At 63.6% G+C, this 17399-nt stretch carries 17 protein-coding genes and 1 pseudogene; 3 read left to right on the top strand and 15 right to left on the bottom strand.

What is annotated here, in order from left to right; translation table 11 throughout:
- Positions 1-82: 82 nt before the first annotated feature.
- From nusB to tyrS, 9 genes and pseudogenes are all read right to left on the bottom strand, one after another.
- Positions 83-592: a transcription antitermination factor NusB gene (gene nusB / locus HMPREF3036_RS08315; protein ID WP_005435938.1), complete on the bottom strand. Its 510-nt coding sequence runs from the start codon at positions 590-592 to the stop codon at positions 83-85.
- Between the two features lie 26 nt (positions 593-618).
- The gene (gene ribH / locus HMPREF3036_RS08310) at positions 619-1122 is read right to left on the bottom strand and encodes a 6,7-dimethyl-8-ribityllumazine synthase (protein ID WP_005435937.1); all 504 of its coding nucleotides are present in this window, start codon (positions 1120-1122) and stop codon (positions 619-621) included.
- A 245-nt stretch (positions 1123-1367) separates the two neighbouring features.
- Positions 1368-1988 carry a riboflavin synthase gene (locus tag HMPREF3036_RS08305; RefSeq protein ID WP_005435935.1) on the bottom strand — a complete coding sequence of 207 codons (621 nt, stop codon included), beginning with the start codon at positions 1986-1988 and terminating at the stop codon, positions 1368-1370.
- A 6-nt stretch (positions 1989-1994) separates the two neighbouring features.
- Positions 1995-3113, bottom strand: a complete 1119-nt coding sequence (gene ribD / locus HMPREF3036_RS08300; RefSeq protein ID WP_005435924.1) for a bifunctional diaminohydroxyphosphoribosylaminopyrimidine deaminase/5-amino-6-(5-phosphoribosylamino)uracil reductase RibD — start codon at positions 3111-3113, stop codon at positions 1995-1997.
- Positions 3114-3262: 149 nt separating this feature from the next.
- Positions 3263-3718 (bottom strand): annotated as a pseudogene (gene nrdR, locus HMPREF3036_RS08295) (transcriptional regulator NrdR); the annotation flags it as partial.
- Positions 3719-3940: 222 nt separating this feature from the next.
- On the bottom strand, positions 3941-5203 hold the full coding sequence (gene glyA / locus HMPREF3036_RS08290; protein WP_062333528.1) for a serine hydroxymethyltransferase: 1263 nt from the start codon (positions 5201-5203) through the stop codon (positions 3941-3943).
- 77 nt (positions 5204-5280) lie between these two features.
- Entirely contained in the window at positions 5281-5883 is a 603-nt protein-coding gene (locus HMPREF3036_RS08285) for a YbhB/YbcL family Raf kinase inhibitor-like protein (protein WP_005435919.1), read from the bottom strand.
- Positions 5884-5979: 96 nt separating this feature from the next.
- Entirely contained in the window at positions 5980-6441 is a 462-nt protein-coding gene (gene dtd / locus HMPREF3036_RS08280) for a D-aminoacyl-tRNA deacylase (protein WP_062333525.1), read from the bottom strand.
- Between the two features lie 10 nt (positions 6442-6451).
- Positions 6452-7711, bottom strand: a complete 1260-nt coding sequence (gene tyrS, locus HMPREF3036_RS08275) for a tyrosine--tRNA ligase (RefSeq protein WP_005435916.1) — start codon at positions 7709-7711, stop codon at positions 6452-6454.
- 224 nt (positions 7712-7935) lie between these two features.
- Here tyrS and HMPREF3036_RS08270 point away from each other — a divergent pair, with 224 nt between their 5' ends.
- Entirely contained in the window at positions 7936-9459 is a 1524-nt protein-coding gene (locus tag HMPREF3036_RS08270; RefSeq protein ID WP_062333522.1) for a M23 family metallopeptidase, read from the top strand.
- Positions 9460-9539: 80 nt separating this feature from the next.
- Positions 9540-10643 (top strand): anhydro-N-acetylmuramic acid kinase, encoded by a 1104-nt coding sequence (locus tag HMPREF3036_RS08265; RefSeq protein ID WP_005435914.1) that lies wholly within the window; start codon positions 9540-9542, stop codon positions 10641-10643.
- A 94-nt stretch (positions 10644-10737) separates the two neighbouring features.
- Here the strand turns inward: HMPREF3036_RS08265 and erpA are convergent, their stop codons facing one another.
- The 6 genes from erpA to HMPREF3036_RS08235 all read right to left on the bottom strand — a co-directional run bounded on the left by erpA (position 10738) and on the right by HMPREF3036_RS08235 (position 16677).
- Complete coding sequence (erpA, locus tag HMPREF3036_RS08260) at positions 10738-11115, bottom strand: iron-sulfur cluster insertion protein ErpA (RefSeq protein ID WP_038007333.1); 378 nt, start codon at positions 11113-11115, stop codon at positions 10738-10740.
- A 262-nt stretch (positions 11116-11377) separates the two neighbouring features.
- Positions 11378-11770 (bottom strand): 30S ribosomal protein S9, encoded by a 393-nt coding sequence (gene rpsI, locus HMPREF3036_RS08255; protein ID WP_005435912.1) that lies wholly within the window; start codon positions 11768-11770, stop codon positions 11378-11380.
- A gap of 19 nt (positions 11771-11789) precedes the next feature.
- Positions 11790-12218: a 50S ribosomal protein L13 gene (rplM, locus tag HMPREF3036_RS08250; RefSeq protein WP_005435911.1), complete on the bottom strand. Its 429-nt coding sequence runs from the start codon at positions 12216-12218 to the stop codon at positions 11790-11792.
- Between the two features lie 409 nt (positions 12219-12627).
- Entirely contained in the window at positions 12628-14304 is a 1677-nt protein-coding gene (locus HMPREF3036_RS08245; protein ID WP_062333519.1) for a glycerol-3-phosphate dehydrogenase/oxidase, read from the bottom strand.
- A 2-nt stretch (positions 14305-14306) separates the two neighbouring features.
- Positions 14307-15797 carry a glycerol kinase GlpK gene (glpK, locus tag HMPREF3036_RS08240; protein ID WP_062333516.1) on the bottom strand — a complete coding sequence of 497 codons (1491 nt, stop codon included), beginning with the start codon at positions 15795-15797 and terminating at the stop codon, positions 14307-14309.
- A gap of 211 nt (positions 15798-16008) precedes the next feature.
- Positions 16009-16677 carry a hypothetical protein gene (locus HMPREF3036_RS08235; protein ID WP_005435908.1) on the bottom strand — a complete coding sequence of 223 codons (669 nt, stop codon included), beginning with the start codon at positions 16675-16677 and terminating at the stop codon, positions 16009-16011.
- Positions 16678-16910: 233 nt separating this feature from the next.
- Between HMPREF3036_RS08235 and HMPREF3036_RS08230 the strand changes: the two genes are divergently transcribed.
- Positions 16911-17216 (top strand): HPF/RaiA family ribosome-associated protein, encoded by a 306-nt coding sequence (locus HMPREF3036_RS08230; protein ID WP_005435907.1) that lies wholly within the window; start codon positions 16911-16913, stop codon positions 17214-17216.
- Positions 17217-17399: the final 183 nt, after the last annotated feature.

Below are 17399 nucleotides of genomic sequence, written 5' to 3'. Positions count from 1 at the left end.
AAAAAAGCACGCTTCCAAGAAAAAGAGCCGCTCCCTCCGAAGGGAACGGCCCGTTTGTGGGAATCAGTCAGAGACTGATTCGTCAGGCGCGCGGCGCAGCCGTCTCTTCGGGACGAACTTCGCGCGCGACAAGCTCGAGAACGGCGTTCGTGAAGCGGTAGCCGCTGCCGAACTGCTTGACGAGCTCGATGGATTCGTTGAGGATTACGCGCCAGGGCGTTTCCGGGCAGGCCATGAGTTCGTACGTGCCGATCATGAGCACCGCACGTTCGACGAGCGAAATGCGGGAGAGTTCGCGGTCGGCGTGACGGGCGATGGCGTCCGCCACTTCGGCATGACGGTCAAGCACGCCGGCGAGCAGCTTCGTGAAGAGCTCGCGATCGGCCTTCTCGAAGTCCGTCGGACGGATGTCGCTGCCTTCGAGCTGCTCTTCCTCGTCGTGCAGAAGGCTCGAGAGGTGGGCTTCGATGCCGGCGTAGTCCTGGGACGGATCGGCGAGCCACTGGTAGAGGCCGAGCATCACGAAGACGCGGGCCAGATGGCGGGCGGAGTGCGCCGCCGACTTGCGGTGGCCTTCCTTGTGTTCAGTCATTCTTCAAGATTCCTTTGATGACGGCATCAGTCTTCGGAGGTCACTTCATCGAAATCCTCGTCGAACTCGTCGACGCAGAACTCCTTGGCGAAGTTGGCCATTTCAACGGCGCAGCGTGCGCAGTCGCGGCCCTTCATGTCGATGCGTTCCTCGCACTGCTCGTCGTTTTCCGTCGTCAGCACGCCGTTGGCGATGGGAATGTCGTAGTCGAGACAGACGCGGGTGATGCCGCTGCCGGACTCGTTGCTCACGAGCTCAAAGTGGTAGGTTTCACCGCGGATAACGGCGCCGAGGGCGATCAGGGCGTCGTATTCGCCCGTCTGGGCGAGCTTCTGCAGCGCGAACGGGATTTCGAGGGCACCCGGCACGGACACCTTCGTCACGTCCTCTTCCATCACGCCGAGCTTGCGCAGTTCGTCCATGCAGGACTCGAATTCACCGCGGCCGGCATATTCGTTGAAGCGGGCGACCACGATGCCGATGCGAAGGTCGGTACCGTCGAGTTTGGTGGGAACAATATCAACAGCCATGTCTGTCTCCTAGGGGCCTCTGCAGGCGGGAGCTAAATTCGTTTTGAAAAGATCCCGAAGGCCAGGCCCTCGGGCCGCCGCCGGCCTGCCGGCGACGACTGATAGACGTTTATTTTAACGCGAAAGACCTGCGTGACGCAGGGCGGGCGGGTGCGGGCGCCGTTTTTTCGGCCCCGCTGTCGAAAAACGGCGCCCTTCACCAGAAGAACGCCGCCTTTTCATGATGCGGAACGCCTTCTTCCTGATCAGAAGAGGGAGTCCTCGTCGTTACGAAGCGACATCATGCGCTCGATGTAGCGGGCGATCGTGTCGATCTCAAGATTGACGTAGCTCTGGGCCTTGAGGTGCTTGAGCGTCGTCACCTCGACCGTGTGCGGGATGAGGTTGATCGTCACGAGCGTGTCCATCGCCGTATCCTCGACCTTGTTGATCGTAAGCGAGACGCCGTTGACCGTGATCGAGCCCTTGTAGGCGAGATACGGAGAGAGGACGCGGGGGGCGCGGATGACGAGGCGCCACGATTCGGCGACCTGCTCCATGCTTTCAACCTGACCCACGCCGTCGACGTGACCGCTCACGAGATGGCCGTCGACGCGGTCGCCGAGACGCATGGCCTTCTCGAGGTTGACCTCGCCGAACGTGTCGAGGCCCGTAGTCTTCGAGAGGCTCTCGGCGGAGACGTCGACCTTGAATTCCGTGTCCGTCTTCTCGACGACGGTCATGCACGCGCCGTTGACGGCGATCGAGTCGCCGATGCGAACCTCGTCAAGACCGAGATCGGGAGCGCAGATCGTCAGGCGGACGCCGTTGCCGAGAGGTTCCGGTTCACGAACCTTGCCGATGGCCTGAATAATGCCGGTAAACATTTAGAGTCATCTCCTCAAAATCACACGCAGATCGGCACCGATCTGAGTAAAGTCTTCAATCGTCCAGCGGTGCGCCAGACCGGGTTCCTCGGGAAGCGGAACGCTTGCAACGGGCATCCCCGAGCCGAAAAGGCAGGGAGCAGTATACAGCACGATCTCGTCGACAAGTCCCTCGGAGAGAAAGCTCCCGTTGAGCCCCGCACCCGCCTCGAGATGGACCTCGTTGACCTGCCTTCGTCCAAGCTCGTCGAGAAGCGCACCGAGGTCCACGCGTCCCGGATGCGCCGCATCGGGAAGCCTCAGCACCTCGGCGCCTGCGGCGACGAGCGCCGCCTCGGCCTCTTCGCCGGCCTGCGCACAGACGAGGACCGTGCCGCCGCCCTTGAGAATCTCCGCCCCGACGGGCGTCTCAAGCCTCGGATCCACGACCACGCGGAACGGGAACCTCACCTGATCAGGGAGCCTCACCGTCATCTTCGGATTGTCGGCGAGCACCGTGCCGATGCCCGTCACGACCGCCCCCGACACCGCACGCCAGTACTGAGAGTCCTCGCGCGCCGCAGGGCCCGTGATCCACTGGGATCGGCCGTCGGGAAAGGCCGTGCGGCCGTCGAGCGTCGCGGCGCACTTCATCCTCACCCAGGGCCTGCCCGTCGTCATACGGGTGAGAAAGCCCCTGTTGGAGAGCCATCCCTCTTTGCTTCGGACGCCTTCGGTCACCTCGATGCCCGCATCGCGGATCATCTTCAGACCCCGCCCCGCCACCTGGGGGTTCGGGTCGGCGACCGACGTCACGACGCGGCCGATCCTGTGCTCGACGATCGCAAGCGCACAGGGCGGCGTGCGCCCCCAGTGCGAGCATGGCTCGAGCGTCACGTAGATCGTCGCGCCCTCAACGCTTTCTCCACGCGCGGCGGCATCCCTCAGAGCCATCACCTCGGCGTGCGGACCGCCCGTCTGCTGCGTGAAGCCCCGGCCGATCACCCGGCCGTCCCTCACGATGACGGCGCCGACCGCAGGATTGGGCGGAGAAAGCCTGCGGGCCTTCGCGGCCTCCTCAAGCGCAAGCCCCATCCAGAAGTCGTCGTCCTTCACGCGACCTTCATCCACAGCGCATTCCGTCATTTGGCCTCCTCCGCCTCCGCTGCCTTCCTCTCCGCATCCCTGCGGGCGCGACGCTCGGCGGCGGCCTTTTTCTTCGCCTCGCGGGCGGCGACCTCGGCCTCGTGCTCGAGCCTGAACTTCCTCAGCACGTCGAACGCGCCGTCGGTGCTTCCGTCGGGCACGGCCGCATTCTGAATCATCGATGCAAAGGCAAGCGGATCGCCGATGTTGAAGTACACCGACGCAAACCTGATGTAGGCGATGGTGTCGAGCTTCTGCAGGGCGCCGAGCACGAGCTCGCCCACGTCGCTCGACTCGATCTCGCGGTCTCCGAGCATGATCATCGCCTGCTCGACGGAGTCGACCGCCTCCTCAAGCTGCTCGGGCGTCACGGGACGCTTGCGCAGCGCCAGCGTCATCGAGGCCTGAAGCTTCGCCCTGTTGTAGTCGGTGCGCTGGCCGTTGCGCTTGACGACCGCGGGAATGGGCAGGTGCGCCCTCTCGAAGGTCGTGAAGCGCTTGCCGCAGGCCGGACACTTGCGGCGGCGACGGATCGCGTACCCCTCCTCAGGGGCGCGCGAATCGATCACCTGGGTATCCGGATTCTGGCAGAAGGGACATCGCATGAGGAGACTCCTTGCGTACGGTGGAAGCCCGTCCCGAACCGCATCGGCCGGCAGACACTTCCAAATCAGGAACAAGTGTCCGAAAGTTTAGCGCCCGCCCGCAGGCAAACTCAAGTCCCCAAACACAAAATAAGGGCCACCCAATCACTCGAAAGGGTAGCCCTTGTGTTTTCATGCGTTTTCGGGGAGATCCGAAGCCTCCCCTGCGGCCGCCTGAGCGCCTTAGTCGCCGTAGACCGGGAAGGCGGCGGTGAGGTTCGCCACTTCGGCCTTGACGCGTTCGAAGACGGCCTGGTCTTCAGGCGCCTCGAGCAGATCGACGATCAGGTTCGCCACCTTGCGGGCCTCGGCTTCGCCGAAGCCGCGGGTCGTCATGGCGGGAGAGCCGAGACGGATGCCGGACGTCACGAAGGGCTTTTCCGGATCATTCGGGATGGCGTTCTTGTTGACCGTGATGTGAGCGGCGTTGAGCAGCGTTTCGGCGGCCTTGCCCGTGATCTTGAGCGGACGAAGGTCGACAAGCATCACGTGGCTTTCCGTGTGGCCGGAAACGATGCGCAGGCCGCGCTTGACGAGCTCTTCGGCCATGGTAGCGGCGTTCTTCATCACCTGCTCGCCGTAGACCTTGAAGGACGGGTCAAGGGCTTCGCCGAGGGCCACGGCCTTGGCGGCGATGACGTGCATGAGCGGACCGCCCTGCATGCCCGGGAAGACGGCGGAGTTGATCTTCTTCTCAAGGTCGGGACGGCAGAAGATGAGGCCGCCGCGCGGACCGCGGAGCGTCTTGTGCGTGGTCGTCGTCACGATGTCGGCGTGGCCGAACGGGGTCGGGTAGACGCCGGCGGCGATGAGGCCCGCATAGTGGGCCATGTCGACCATCAGGTAGGCGCCGACGGAGTGGGCGATTTCGGCAAAGCGCTTGAAGTCGATGCGAAGCGAGTAGGCGGAGGCGCCGGCGACGATGATCTTCGGCTTGCATTCCCTGGCGAGCTGTTCAACGCGGTCGTAGTCGATCGCCTCGTTGGCGTCAAGACCGTAGGGAACGACCTTGAAGTAGCGGCCGGAATAGTTGAGGTGCATGCCGTGCGTCAGATGGCCGCCTTCGGCAAGCGAGAGGCCCATGATCGTGTCGCCGACCTCGAGAAGGCCGAAGTACACGGCGGAGTTGGCCTGAGCGCCGGAGTGGGGCTGCACGTTGACGGCCATCTCGACGCCTGCGGGCTCGCAGAAGAGCTTCTTGGCGCGGTCGATGGCGAGCTGTTCAACGACGTCGACGTGCTCGCAGCCGCCGTAGTAGCGCTTGCCGGGATAGCCTTCCGCGTACTTGTTCGTGAGGCAGGAACCCTGGGCCTGCATGACCGCCGGGGAAGCGTAGTTTTCGCTCGCGATGAGCTCAATGTGGTCTTCCTGACGGGCGGTCTCGTGGCTGATGACGTCCCAGACGGCGGGATCGACGGCCTCAATGGTATTGGAGCGCTTGAACACGACTTCAGTTCCTTTAGTAAGACGGCGGCGGATGCCGCCGGAGGTTAATGACGTGGATTCTGTGAATGCCGGTCGTCTCAAAGGGCGGCCAGACGGGGATTGAGCGTATAGCGGCCAACAAGCTCAGCCGACGCGAGGACATGGCCCTTCATGGCGGCGTCGACGTCCTGCCATGTCGCATTTTCAGGAAGCTCGAGCCTCGGGGCGTCGAGCGCGAAGACCATGAACCGGTAGTAGTGCCAGCGTGCGTCGAAGAACGGCGGACAGGGGCCATCGTAGCCCGTGCCCGTTTCGCCCGGAGCAGGCGTGCCGCCGCGGCTGTAGTCGTTGATGCAAACGGCGCCGAAGCCCGGCGTCGTCTTCCTCTCCTCCGCAAGCGCCCCTTCGGCGATGCTCGTCACGTCAGCGGGGCAGTTGGGCTGCACCCAATGCACGAAGCGGCGGCGGGGCTGGGAAACAGGAATCTCGCCCGAGGCGTCGCGCTCGGCGAGATCCGTCGGCACGTCGTCGTCAAGGCAGGCAAGCACGAAGGACGCCGTGCCCTCGGGCGCGTCCGTCCAGGAGAGCTGGGGATTGAGGTTCGTCGAGCGGACGGTCGAGCCGTCCTCTCCGATTCGGCCCCAGGCAAGGGCTTCAGGAATGAAATCGCCCTGTTTGAAGTTGTCGGAAGTGATTTTCACCGGGTGCTTCTCCACGTGCGGAGCCGCCCGGAGCGGGCGGCGTCCTCTATTTATATCATCACTTTCGGCCCAAGACCACAGTCTAGAGCATTGGGACTAGTCGGCGCCAGCACCATCAGCCCTAAGGTGGAGGCTGAAGGTCGCCGGTCCGTCATTGACGAGCGAGACGCGCATGTGCGCGCCGAATTCGCCTGTGGGGCAGGACAGCCCCTCGCCCCTGAGCGCCGTCACAAACGCATTGAAGGCGGCAAGGCCCTCTTCGGGCGGCGCAGCTCTGGAGAAGCTCGGGCGGTTGCCCGACATCGTGTCCGCGGCAAGCGTGAACTGCGAGACGCAGAGCACATCGCCGCCGACGTCGACGACGCTCCTGTTCATCCTGCCCGCCTCGTCCTCGAAGATGCGAAGTCTCGCGGTCTTGCGTGCGAGCTTCCCGATGACGGCGGGCGTGTCGCCGGGCTCCCCGCACACCAGCGCAAGAAGCCCGCGGCCGACGGCCCCGGTCACGCGTCCTTCAACGCTCACCGAGGCTTCGGCCACTCGCTGGATCAGAACGATCATGATCCGCTTCTCAGGCGATCGTGATGCGGGCCCACTTGCGCTTGCCGACCTGCACCGTCACGACGGTGCCGGCCTTGAGCTTGAGCCCCTTGTCGGAGACCTTCTCGCCTTCGATCCTCACGCCGCCCTGATCGATGTTGCGATTGGCGTCGGACGTGGAGGAGACGAGACCGGCGGCCTTGAGCATCTGGCCGACGCCGATCTCGCCGGCGGGAGCCTCGACCGTCACTTCGGGAATGTCGCTCGGCATGGCGCCGGCGCGGAAGCGGGCGTTGAATTCATCTTCGGCGGCATTGGCGGCGCAGTCCGAATGGAAGCGGCCCACGATCTCCTTGGCGAGCAGCACCTTGGCGTCGCGCGGATTACGGCCCTCGGAGCACTCCTTCTTGAGCTGGGCGATCTCGGCGTTGCCGCGCAGGCTCAGCAGGTCGTACCAGTCCCACATCAGCGAGTCGGAGATGGACATCACCTTGCCGAACATGTCGTTCGGAGCGTCGGTGATGCCGATGTAGTTGTGCTTGCTCTTGCTCATCTTGACCTGACCGTCAAGACCCACGAGAAGCGGCATCGTCAGGATGCACTGGGGCTCCTGACCGTACTGGCGCTGGAGTTCGCGGCCGACGAGCAGGTTGAAGCGCTGGTCGGAGCCGCCGAGCTCGAGGTCGGCCTTGAGGGCCACGGAGTCGTAGCCCTGCATCAGCGGGTAGATGAGCTCGTGCATGGCGATCGGAGCCTGCTCGGCGTAGCGCTTGGCGAAGTCGTCGCGCTCAAGAAGGCGTGCGAGCGTGTAGCGGGAGGCAAGCTGAATGAGGCCCACGGAGCCGAGCTTGTTGCACCATTCGGAGTTGTAGCGGACTTCGGTGCGGTCAAGGTCGAGCACGAGGCCGGCCTGATTGAGGTAGGTCTGGGCGTTCTGGACGATCTGCTCGTGCGAGAGCGGCGGACGCGTGGCGTTGCGGCCGGACGGATCGCCGATGGCGGCCGTGAAGTCGCCCACGAGGAAGATCACCGTGTGGCCGAGGTCCTGAAGCTGGCGCAGCTTGTTGAGCACGACCGTGTGGCCGATGTGGATGTCGGGAGCCGTCGGGTCGAGGCCGAGCTTGCAGCGCAGCGGTTCACCGGTCATCTTGGAGCGGGCGAGCTTCTGTTCGAACTCCTCCTCAATGAGGAACGTGTCGGTGCCGCGGCGGATGAGGGCCATCGCCTCGCGGATGTCGTCGGTAACAGGGAGCTTCTTGGCCTCCTGAGCCTTCTCTAATTCAACGGTCATCAGTATCCCTTCAATGACTTAAACAAACTGAGGCCGCCGCGTTGCAGCGCCCGTTCGCAGGCTCATCTGCACACAAAGTCATGCAAAAGGCCCCGGAGACGCATGAAATGCCCGCCTGTAACCATTTTTAAGGTTTTTTAGGCGGGACGCACAGCGGTTCTGATTTAAAATGGCAATCTAAGTATTGTTCCCTTTTTCCGCGCCTTTCGCAACTCCGACTCATCATGACCGCTCCCTCCCTCATTGCCCGGCAGCTCCGCACCGCCGGGAGGGCGTTTCGATCCTGGCTCAAGGTCTGGGCCTCGTCCCCGCTTCTCCACGCGTGCAGACTGAGTACCGGGGCCGCAACGGCGGGGATAGCCTCGATGGTCGTGATCGGAACAACGGGCGCCATGCTCGGCGTCTCGCCCAGTCTCGCGCAGGAAAAGCACCGCGCGGACTTCGTGACGGGCTCCGTTGACGACTCCGTTCTCACGCAGGCGCTCGACGCCCTGCGCCGCAACGGCTCCGTTACGCCCCGCAGCCTGACCGTACGCAACGGCGAGACCCTCTCCTCCCTGCTCGCACGCCTTGAAGTCGTCGACCCTCAGGCCGTCTCCTACATCCGCTCGCAGCGCATGCTGCGTCCGCTCGTCATGCCGCAGGACGGCCAGTACGTCAACGCAGGCGTTCTGCCCGACGGCCGACTTGCCTTCCTGCACCTCTATCTCGAGGGCCCGCACCCTCAGGACAGCCGCCGCATCGAGGTCACCCGCACGGGCGAGCTCTTCGCCGCCGCCGAATACCCCGTCGCCTTCGACACGCTCGAGGAAAGCATCTCCGGCGTCGCCTCCTCGGGCTTCGTTGCCACCGTCGAGTCCCTGCGCATTCCCGCCGACATCGCCGAACAGCTCAAGGTCGTCTGGGAGGGCGCCGACAATCCCGTCCGCACCCTCAAGCAGGGCGACTCGCTCCGCCTCGTCTTCGAGCGCAAGTTCGCAGGCGGCGACTTCATCCGCAACGGCCAGCTGCTTGCCGTTCAGGTGGTCTCGGGCGAGGACGTCCACGAGGCCTACTGGTTTGAGAACGACAGCCGTGCCGGCGGCTTCTACACGCTCGCTGGCCGCGCCTCGCAGCAAACCTTCATGCGTGTACCGCTCGACGTCAAGGACGTGAGCAGCGAGTTCGCGCCGCTTCGCCGTCATCCCGTCACGGGCGTCGTGCGCCCGCACAACGGCACCGACTTCCGCGCCCCCTCGGGCTCCCGCATCTTCGCTGCCGCCGACGGCGTGGTCACCTTCGTGGGCTACGAGCGCAAGGGCTACGGCCGCTACGTCAAGATCGACCACGGCCTCGGCCGCACCACGCTCTACGCGCACATGTCCCGCATCACCAAGAACCTGCGCGCAGGCCAGAAGGTCGAGCGCGGCGACGTGATCGGCTACGTGGGCCGCACGGGCCTTGCCACCGGTCCGCATCTGCACTACGAACTGATGTTCGACGGCGTGCAGATCAATCCGCGCACAGCCGACCTGCCCGACACCGAAAACCTGACCGCCTTCCAGGTGGCCCAGCTCAAGACGATCGCCCGTCCGATTCAGGCCCGCTTCGACCTGCTTGCCGAAAGCGAGTCGCTTCCCGTTCCGACCGTCCTGCGCACCCACAGGGACGACGCAACCGCCGTCGCCAAGCATCTTCTCGGCGACGAGGAGCAGGCCGAAGGCGCTTCCAGGGTGGCGCACCGCGTCACCTCGATGAAGGAAGACTGATTCCTTCTCCATGCAGGCATCAGAAAGCCGGCGCCATGGCGTCGGCTTTTCCTTGTCCGCCATTTCCGCAGGGAACCACCATGACCGAACGCATTACGATCGGACTCATGTCCGGCACCAGCCTTGACGGCACGGACGCCGTCGCCATGGCCTTCGACGGCCGTGTCATGAGGAGTCTCGGGCACTCCTCGCTCGCCTTTCCGCCCAACCTGCGCGCTGCGCTCGCGGCGCTCACGCTGCCCGGCCCCGACGAAATCGAGCGCATGGGCGAAGCCTCCGTCGCGCTTGCTCGCCACTATGCAGAAGCCACCGGCCTTCTTCTGGCCCGAACGGGACTCTCCCCCGCCGACGTCGCCGCACTCGGCGTGCACGGCCAGACGATCCGCCATCGTCCTCAAAAAGGCTTCACGCTGCAGCTCAATCATCCCGCGCTCGTCGCAGAGCTCACGGGCATCGACGTCGTTGCGGACCTGCGCTCCCGCGACGTGGCCGCAGGAGGCGAGGGAGCGCCGCTCGTGCCCGCATTCCACGCCGAATGCTTCACGGGAGACGTCCCGCGCGTCGTCCTCAACATCGGCGGCATCGCCAACATCTCCGTTCTGCCCGCTCGCAGCGAGTCCCCCACCATCCTCGGCGGCGACACGGGTCCGGGCAACATGCTCATCGACACATGGACGCAGCGCATCACGGGAGCCCTTTACGACCGGGACGGCCGGTGGGCGGCCTCAGGCCGCGTCAGCACGACGCTTCTCGACGACCTTCTGAGCGAGCCCTACTTTGCACTTCCCATTCCGAAGTCGACGGGCAGGGAGCTCTTCTCGCCCGCCTGGCTCGACGCCCGCCTTTGCGGCCATGAGAGCCTGCCGCCCGAAGACGTCGCACGAACGCTCGTCGAACTGACCGCCCGCACGATCACGAACACCGTCGCACGGTTCGCCCCTGACGCCGCCGAGCTTTACGTCTGCGGCGGCGGTGTCTACAACAAGACCCTCATGCAGGCCATCGCCTCGCATTTCCCCGGCCTCACGGCCACGACCGAAGCTCTGGGCGTGCCGCCCATGGAGGTGGAGGCGGCTGCCTTCGCCTGGCTTGCGGAGCGCTTTCTCGCAAGCCTCCCCGGAAACCTGCCTGCGGTCACGCGGGCGGCGGGACCGCGAATTCTCGGCGCCCTCTATCCGCGCTGATCAGGACGGAAGCAGGTCTATGAAAAAACGGACGGCGTTCGCATGGAACGTCGTCCGTTTGTTTTTGTGTCGTCGGGCCTTCGGTCCTCCAGCATCAGACTCCGAAGGAGGAGCCGCAGCCGCAGGTCGTCACCGCATTGGGATTGTCGATGACGAACTGAGCGCCGCTCAGGTCGTCCTTGAAGTCGATCTTGGCGCCGACGAGGTACTGGTAGCTCATGGAATCGATGAGAAGCGTCACACCGCCCTTTTCCATCACGGCGTCGTCGGGGTTCTGGACCTCGTCGAACGTAAAGCCGTACTGGAAGCCGGCGCAGCCGCCGCCCTGAACGAACACGCGCAGCTTGAGGCTGGGATTGCCCTCTTCGTCCATCAGCTCCTTGACCTTCGCGACGGCGGCGTCGGTGAAGTTGATGGGATCGGGCATGAGCTCGGGCATTTCTTCCTGAGGCGTTTCAATCTTTTCAGTCATCGGGGTATGTGCCGTCCAAAGGACGGCCCTCCAAAAATGTGACGGGACGCCGGGGCTTCTCTTCCACGATGGGCGGAGGCCGTTCACGGCGTTGTTCAAGCGATCATCTATGCTACACGAAAAAGCGCGCTCGTGACGGGTCTCGCCGTCAGATTCGGCACGCGCAGACGACAAAAAAGGCCGCGCTGCTTGATGCAGGCGACCTTCTTTTTGCCGGGATCCGCAGAAGGACGAGCCTTCTGCAAATCCGTACTCGAAGCGATTAGCGCTTGGAGAACTGCTTGGCGCGGCGGGCCTTGCGCAGACCGACCTTCTTACGTTCGACTTCACGAGCGTCGCGGGTCACGAGACCGGCGTTGGAGAGAACGCTCTTGAGGCCGGCGTCGTAGTCGACGAGGGCGCGCGTGATGCCGTGACGGATGGCGCCGGCCTGGCCGGATTCGCCACCACCGCAAACGTTGACCATGATGTCGAACGTTTCGGTGTTTTCCGTGAGCTGAAGCGGCTGCATGACGATCATGCGGCCCGTTTCACGGTGGAAGTACTGTTCCAGCGGACGGCCGTTGATCACGATCTTGCCAGTGCCGCGCTTGATGAAAACACGAGCGACCGAGCTCTTGCGGCGGCCGGTGCCGTAGTTGTAGTTACCGATCATCTTTCAAGCCTTTCGGAAATTAGAGGTCAAGAACCTTGGGTTGCTGGGCGGAGTGCGGGTGTTCGGCGCCGGCGTAGATCTTGAGCTTCTTGATCATGGCGTAGCCGAGCGGGCCCTTCGGAAGCATGCCCTTGACGGCGATTTCCAGAGCGCGGCCCGGGTGCTTGTCCTGCATTTCGCGGAACGTCGTTTCGTAGATGCCGCCGGGATAGCCCGTGTGGCGGTAGTACGTCTTCTTCGTGTCCTTTTCAGCGGAAAGCTTGAGCTTGTCCGCGTTGATCACGACGATAAAGTCACCCGTGTCGACATGGGGCGTGAATTCGGGCTTGTGCTTGCCACGAAGGCGCAGAGCGATTTCGCTGGCAAGACGGCCGAGCACCTTGTCACTGGCATCGACCACGAACCAGTCGCGCTTAACCTCAAGCGGCTTGGCCGAGAAGGTCTTCATTGCGTTTCACCTAATAAGTAAGGCAGCTGCAGCAGCGCTCAACGGATGGCGCCGCGGTCCGTCATCATTTCTGAGGACCCGCGCTGACATGCAGATGCTGAATAAAAACAAAAGCGAACCTGAAATTGGGTTCGCCCTAGAAATATGGCGTTCTGAACTTCGCGTGTGAATCACGGCGCCAGTGGAAAAAGATGGGGTAAGCAATCCGTGAAGCAAAGTCAGGATCGCGATTTTACCCTAATCGCCCCTACTTGTCCACAAGAAGGACCGTTTTTTTTATTTCCGTCCGCCGCCGTCCTCAAGAGACGGCGCGGCACGCCAAAAGAAACGGCACGGGCGCCTCCGCCATGGAGTCGCCCGCACCGAAGGCCGGCGGCCGAAGGGCCCGGGGGCCCTTCAGGCATCGGTCTTACTTCTTCTGCTCAGCCTCTTCGGCCGGCTTTTCCTCGACGACTTCGACGTCGATCACCTTTTCGGCTTCAACGGACGCAGCCTCGGCCTTTTCCTCAGCCTTGCATTCGCAGACTTCGGCTTCGCAGACCTCGGCCTTGCATTCGCATTCGGCCTTCTCGCATTCGCACTTGCCTTCTTCACAGGTGCAGGCTTCGTCGGCGCAGTAGCATTCCTCGACGGGCAGGCCGAAGGCAGCGGCGATCTTGGGCAGCAGGGCGTTCGTGCGGGCCTCGTTCATCTGGCCGAGGCGCAGACGGCGAAAGAGCACGTCCTCGGGCGTGCGGGCGAACTCGTGGTCGCGGGCGTAGAGGGCGAACTGAACGACCTTTTCGTCGGCGGCGTCACCGGCTTCGGCCTCGATCTCAAGAGCAGCATGGTCCCAGTTGGGATCGCAGAAGATCGGCAGATCCTTCGTGACGCAGAGACGCGGCGGGATGAGGTGACGCAGCGTGGCGACGAGCATGGCGTGCTCGGCCATCTTGCGGTAGGCCGTCCACTTGCCGCCCGTCACGGTGATCATGTTGCCGAATTCGGGAATGACGGCGTGTTCGCGAGAAACCTTGGCGGTCGAGCCGGCGGAACCCGTGGCCTGCGGATTGAAGAGCGGACGCAGGCCGGCGAAGGAGGCCTTGACGTCGGCGCGGGTGATCGGCTTTTCAAGATAGCCGGAGGCCGTCTCGATCATGAAGTCGATTTCGGCGTCGCTCACCTTCGGATCGAAGTCGGCTTCCTTCTGTTCCACGTCGGTCGTGCCGACGAGGAGCATGCCGTGCCAGGGAATGGCGAAGAGCACGCGGCCGTCGCGGGTCTTCGGGATGAGCATGCCGGTGTCGCCGGGCATGAAGGACTTGTCGAGCAGGATGTGCGAGCCGCGGGAGACGCGCACGAGCGTGGAGGCATCCGGATCAACCATGCGGCGGATCGGATCGACCCAGGCGCCGGCGGCGTTGAAGACCATCTTCGTGCGGATGACGAACTCTTCGCCGGTTTCCTTGTCCTTCGCGGTCACGGAGCGGATCATGCCGCCTTCACGGGTGACGCCAACGACGGGCATGTAGTTGAGCGGTACGGCGCCGTGTTCGTAGGCCGTGCGAATGAGCGCAACGTCAAGACGCGCGTCGTCGAACTGGCCGTCGAAGAACTGCACGCCCCCCATCAGGCCTTCGGGCTTGACGCCGGGCAGGCGCATGAGGGTGTCCTCACGGGAGAGGCTCGACGTGTGGCCGATGTTGTAGCCGCCGTAGGTCATGGCGGAGTAGATGCCGAGGCCGATCGTGTAGAACTCGCGCTCGCCCTTCTTGTAGCAGGGCAGGATGAAGGGCTTGGAGTGCACGAGGTGCGGAGCATTCTTGATGAGGATGCGGCGTTCCTTCAGAGCTTCGCGCACGAGCCCCCAGTCACGCGGATTCTTCATGTAGCGCACGCCGCCGTGAATCAGCTTCGTCGAACGGGACGACGTGCCGGACGAAAAGTCCTGGGCCTCCAGCACGACGGTCTTGAGGCCGCGGGAGGCGGCGTCGACCGCAATGCCGGCGCCCGTGGCGCCGCCGCCGATGACGACGACGTCCCAGACGGGATCTTCACGAAGTTTGGCGAGCAGTTCCTCGCGGCAGGTGGTTTTCACTTCAGCCATGGTCACTTATTCCAGTTGCGGGCGCGGCCGACGGCTCGGGCCCATTGGTTCATCAAATACTCTCGCCTGTCGGCGGTCATCGAGGGCTCGAACACCCTGTCGACGCGCCACAAGGCGGAAATTTCTTCACACGACTCCCAGACGCCCGTCGAAAGGCCGGCAAGGAACGCCGCCCCGAGCGCAGTCGTTTCGGTAATGGCGGGACGAATGACCGGCACGCCGGAGATGTCCGCCTGAAACTGCATGAGAAGGTTGTTGCGGGAGGCGCCACCGTCAACGCGCAGCTCCTTGAGCTCGGTCCCTGCATCAAGTTGCATCGCCTCAAGCACCTCCGCACACTGGAAGGCGATGCCCTCAAGCGCGGCGCGCGCGACGTGCGCCTTCGTCGTACCTCTCGTCAGCCCGATCATCATGCCGCGGGCCTCGCTGTCCCAGTGCGGGGCGCCGAGCCCCACGAAGGCGGGAACGAGATAGACGCCGCCGTTGTCGGGCACGCTCTTGGCGAGCGACTCGATCTCCTCGGCGGAATTGAAGAACTGCAGGCCGTCCCTGAGCCACTGCACGACGGCGCCGGCAATGAAGACGGAGCCCTCAAGCGCATACTGCGTGCGTTCGCAGCAGAGCTGCCAGGCGGCCGTGCCGATCAGGCGGTGCTGGCTCATGCGGGGCTCGCTTCCCACGTTCATCAGAAGGAAGCCGCCCGTGCCGTAGGTGTTCTTTGCGCAGCCGGCCTCAAAGCACGTCTGACCGAAGGTCGCGGCCTGCTGGTCACCCGCAATGCCCGCCACGGGAATCGCGGCACCGAGCATTTCGGGCAGCGCCTCGCCGACCACGCATGAGCTGGGCACGATTTCGGGAAGCATCGAGGCGGGAATGCCGAAGATGTCGAGAAGTTCGTCATCCCACCTGCAGGTTTCGAGATTGCAGAGCATCGTGCGGGAGGCGTTCGTGATGTCGGTCACGAAGACGCGGCCGCCCGTGAGCTTCCAGATGAGCCACGTGTCGATCGTGCCGAAGGCGAGTTCGCCGCGTTCTGCGCGCGCACGCGCTCCGGACACCCTGTCGAGAATCCAGCGGATCTTGGTGGCGGAGAAGTACGGATCGATGCGAAGGCCCGTCTTTTCACGCACGAGCACTTCAAAGCCCCTTCTCTGCAGCTCCGTGCAGTAGGGAGCCGTACGGCGGTCCTGCCAGACGATGGCAGGGGCAATCGGCAGCCCCGTCGTCCTGTCCCAGACGACCGTCGTCTCGCGCTGGTTCGTCACGCCGATGGCGCTGACCTCGGAGGCCGAGACGCCCGCCTTTCTCAGGCAGTTCTGGGCGCAGGCGAGCTGCGTGCGCCAGATGTCCATGGCGTCGTGCTCGACCCAGCCGGGCTGCGGATAATGCTGCGGGAACTCAAGCTGCTCCAGGGAAACGATCTGGGCGCGGTGATTCAGCAGAATGGCGCGGGAACTCGTGGTCCCCTGATCAAGAGCAAGAATGTATTTCATGTAAGCGGCCGGTCTCGCAGCCCCGGCGCACGCACGGGGGTGGTTTTCGGATTTTGAGCCTTGAAAGTTTAACTAAAAAGGCCGTGCCTGCCTAGGGGAGATTCCCGATGGCAGGGGAGTGGACCACCACCATCCGCCAGAGACGAAAAAAGCTCCGCTTTCCCTGCGGGAGCGAAGCTTTCAAGTGACCTGCGTCACCCGTCAGAGAGCCTTATTCGGCCTTGTCCTCGGACTTGGCTTCAGCCGTTTCCTCAGCTTCGGCGACAGCCTCCACGTCCTCGTCCTCGAAGACGTCTTCCGTGAACATGGCTTCTTCGGCGGCGACGGCGGGAGCCTCGGCCTGCTCGACCTTTTCAGCTTCCGTCTTGACCTCGGGCTTCTTGGCAAGCCTGCCGAGCTCGATCACCAGGCGGAGGGCCTTGTTGACGTCCTCGGCGCTCTTGAAGTAGTCGGCGATGTCGGCGTCAAGTTTCACGACGGCGTTCTTGGCGAAGTCGGAGCGCTCGGAGAAGCGGCGGGTTTCAAGCGCGCGGGCACGCGGACCGGAACGAACGCCGAAGTCTTCGCGACGACGCTGGCCGCCGCCGAAGGACTTGCGACGATCGCCGAAGCCACGGCGCTCACCGTTGAACTCACGACGCTCGCCGGCCACGAACGGACGACGTTCACCGCGATCGCCGCCGAATTCACGACGGTCACCGAACTCACGGCGTTCACCAAAACCGCGGCGTTCACCGCCGAATTCGCGGCGATCACCGAATTCACGACGGCCGAAACCGCGCTCGCCGCCTTCGCGACGGTCGCTGCGGCCGCCCTCGCGGCGGTCGGAACCAAAGGGAGCCCTATGCGGGCCGTTGTTCTGCCAAGGTTTGCGATCCATTTTGCTCATATCTCTTCAAAGGGGCCTGCCGCCTCCCTTTCCTTGCGGGAGTAGCGGTTCAGGCTGTGATTAACTGTCCGGCGACGACTGCGGCGTCTTGCCCGACAGCGTATCGCCACATTCTAAGTGATAACCAGTGGAATTTGTGCAAAGCGCAAGGATTGGATATAGACTTGGAGTACGGACAAGAGCGTTGTCCCATCAAAAAGCCACAACAAAAAGAGAGGTGTTATATGCCCCAATCTCTGCAGATCGTCTTCCACGGCATCAATCGTTCGCCCGCTGTCGAAACTGCGGTGACCGAAAAGGTTGAAGCGCTCCGTCGCTTCGACAACCAGCTCGGTGCCTGCAAAGTGACCGTCAGCCAGGAAGGTCACCAGACCATGGGCGCCTTCACGATTCGCATCGACCTGATGGCATCGGGTCAGGAACTCATCGTGAACCGCACGAACATGGATGTGATGGCAGCGCTCAACGAAGCGTTTGACACGGTTCGCCGCTCGGTTAAGGAAGAGGCCGAAAAGCGCCGCAATCACTAATGGAATGACCTACGTCCGTACCTGAATGGTCGGACGGGGTCCCCGAAAGCGCCGGACAAGCATGCCGGCGCTTTTTTTATGTTCGTGCGGACAGCACCGCACATAAAAGCCAAAAGCCCGACAGGCGCTAACCTGACGGGCTTTGAAATTGGCGTCCCCACGGGGATTCGAACCCCGGTACCG

The sequence above is a fragment of the Sutterella sp. KLE1602 genome (assembly GCF_001578585.1).
GTDB classification, from domain to species: domain Bacteria; phylum Pseudomonadota; class Gammaproteobacteria; order Burkholderiales; family Burkholderiaceae_F; genus Sutterella; species Sutterella wadsworthensis_A.
Note: the sequence above shows the minus strand (reverse complement) of the source record. Positions and strands in the feature narration are given on the sequence as shown.

Excerpts from the sequence above, each read along its gene's own strand:
- nusB (WP_005435938.1), bottom strand. The coding sequence starts at position 592 with ATGACTGAACACAAGGAAGGCCACCGCAAGTCGGCGGCGCACTCCGCC.
- ribH (WP_005435937.1), bottom strand. The coding sequence starts at position 1,122 with ATGGCTGTTGATATTGTTCCCACCAAACTCGACGGTACCGACCTTCGC.
- HMPREF3036_RS08305 (WP_005435935.1), bottom strand. The coding sequence starts at position 1,988 with ATGTTTACCGGCATTATTCAGGCCATCGGCAAGGTTCGTGAACCGGAA.
- ribD (WP_005435924.1), bottom strand. The coding sequence starts at position 3,113 with ATGACGGAATGCGCTGTGGATGAAGGTCGCGTGAAGGACGACGACTTC.
- dtd (WP_062333525.1), bottom strand. The coding sequence starts at position 6,441 with ATGATCGTTCTGATCCAGCGAGTGGCCGAAGCCTCGGTGAGCGTTGAA.
- tyrS (WP_005435916.1), bottom strand. The coding sequence starts at position 7,711 with ATGACCGTTGAATTAGAGAAGGCTCAGGAGGCCAAGAAGCTCCCTGTT.
- HMPREF3036_RS08270 (WP_062333522.1), top strand. The coding sequence starts at position 7,936 with ATGACCGCTCCCTCCCTCATTGCCCGGCAGCTCCGCACCGCCGGGAGG.
- HMPREF3036_RS08265 (WP_005435914.1), top strand. The coding sequence starts at position 9,540 with ATGACCGAACGCATTACGATCGGACTCATGTCCGGCACCAGCCTTGAC.
- erpA (WP_038007333.1), bottom strand. The coding sequence starts at position 11,115 with ATGACTGAAAAGATTGAAACGCCTCAGGAAGAAATGCCCGAGCTCATG.
- rpsI (WP_005435912.1), bottom strand. The coding sequence starts at position 11,770 with ATGATCGGTAACTACAACTACGGCACCGGCCGCCGCAAGAGCTCGGTC.
- rplM (WP_005435911.1), bottom strand. The coding sequence starts at position 12,218 with ATGAAGACCTTCTCGGCCAAGCCGCTTGAGGTTAAGCGCGACTGGTTC.
- HMPREF3036_RS08245 (WP_062333519.1), bottom strand. The coding sequence starts at position 14,304 with ATGGCTGAAGTGAAAACCACCTGCCGCGAGGAACTGCTCGCCAAACTT.
- glpK (WP_062333516.1), bottom strand. The coding sequence starts at position 15,797 with ATGAAATACATTCTTGCTCTTGATCAGGGGACCACGAGTTCCCGCGCC.
- HMPREF3036_RS08235 (WP_005435908.1), bottom strand. The coding sequence starts at position 16,677 with ATGGATCGCAAACCTTGGCAGAACAACGGCCCGCATAGGGCTCCCTTT.
- HMPREF3036_RS08230 (WP_005435907.1), top strand. The coding sequence starts at position 16,911 with ATGCCCCAATCTCTGCAGATCGTCTTCCACGGCATCAATCGTTCGCCC.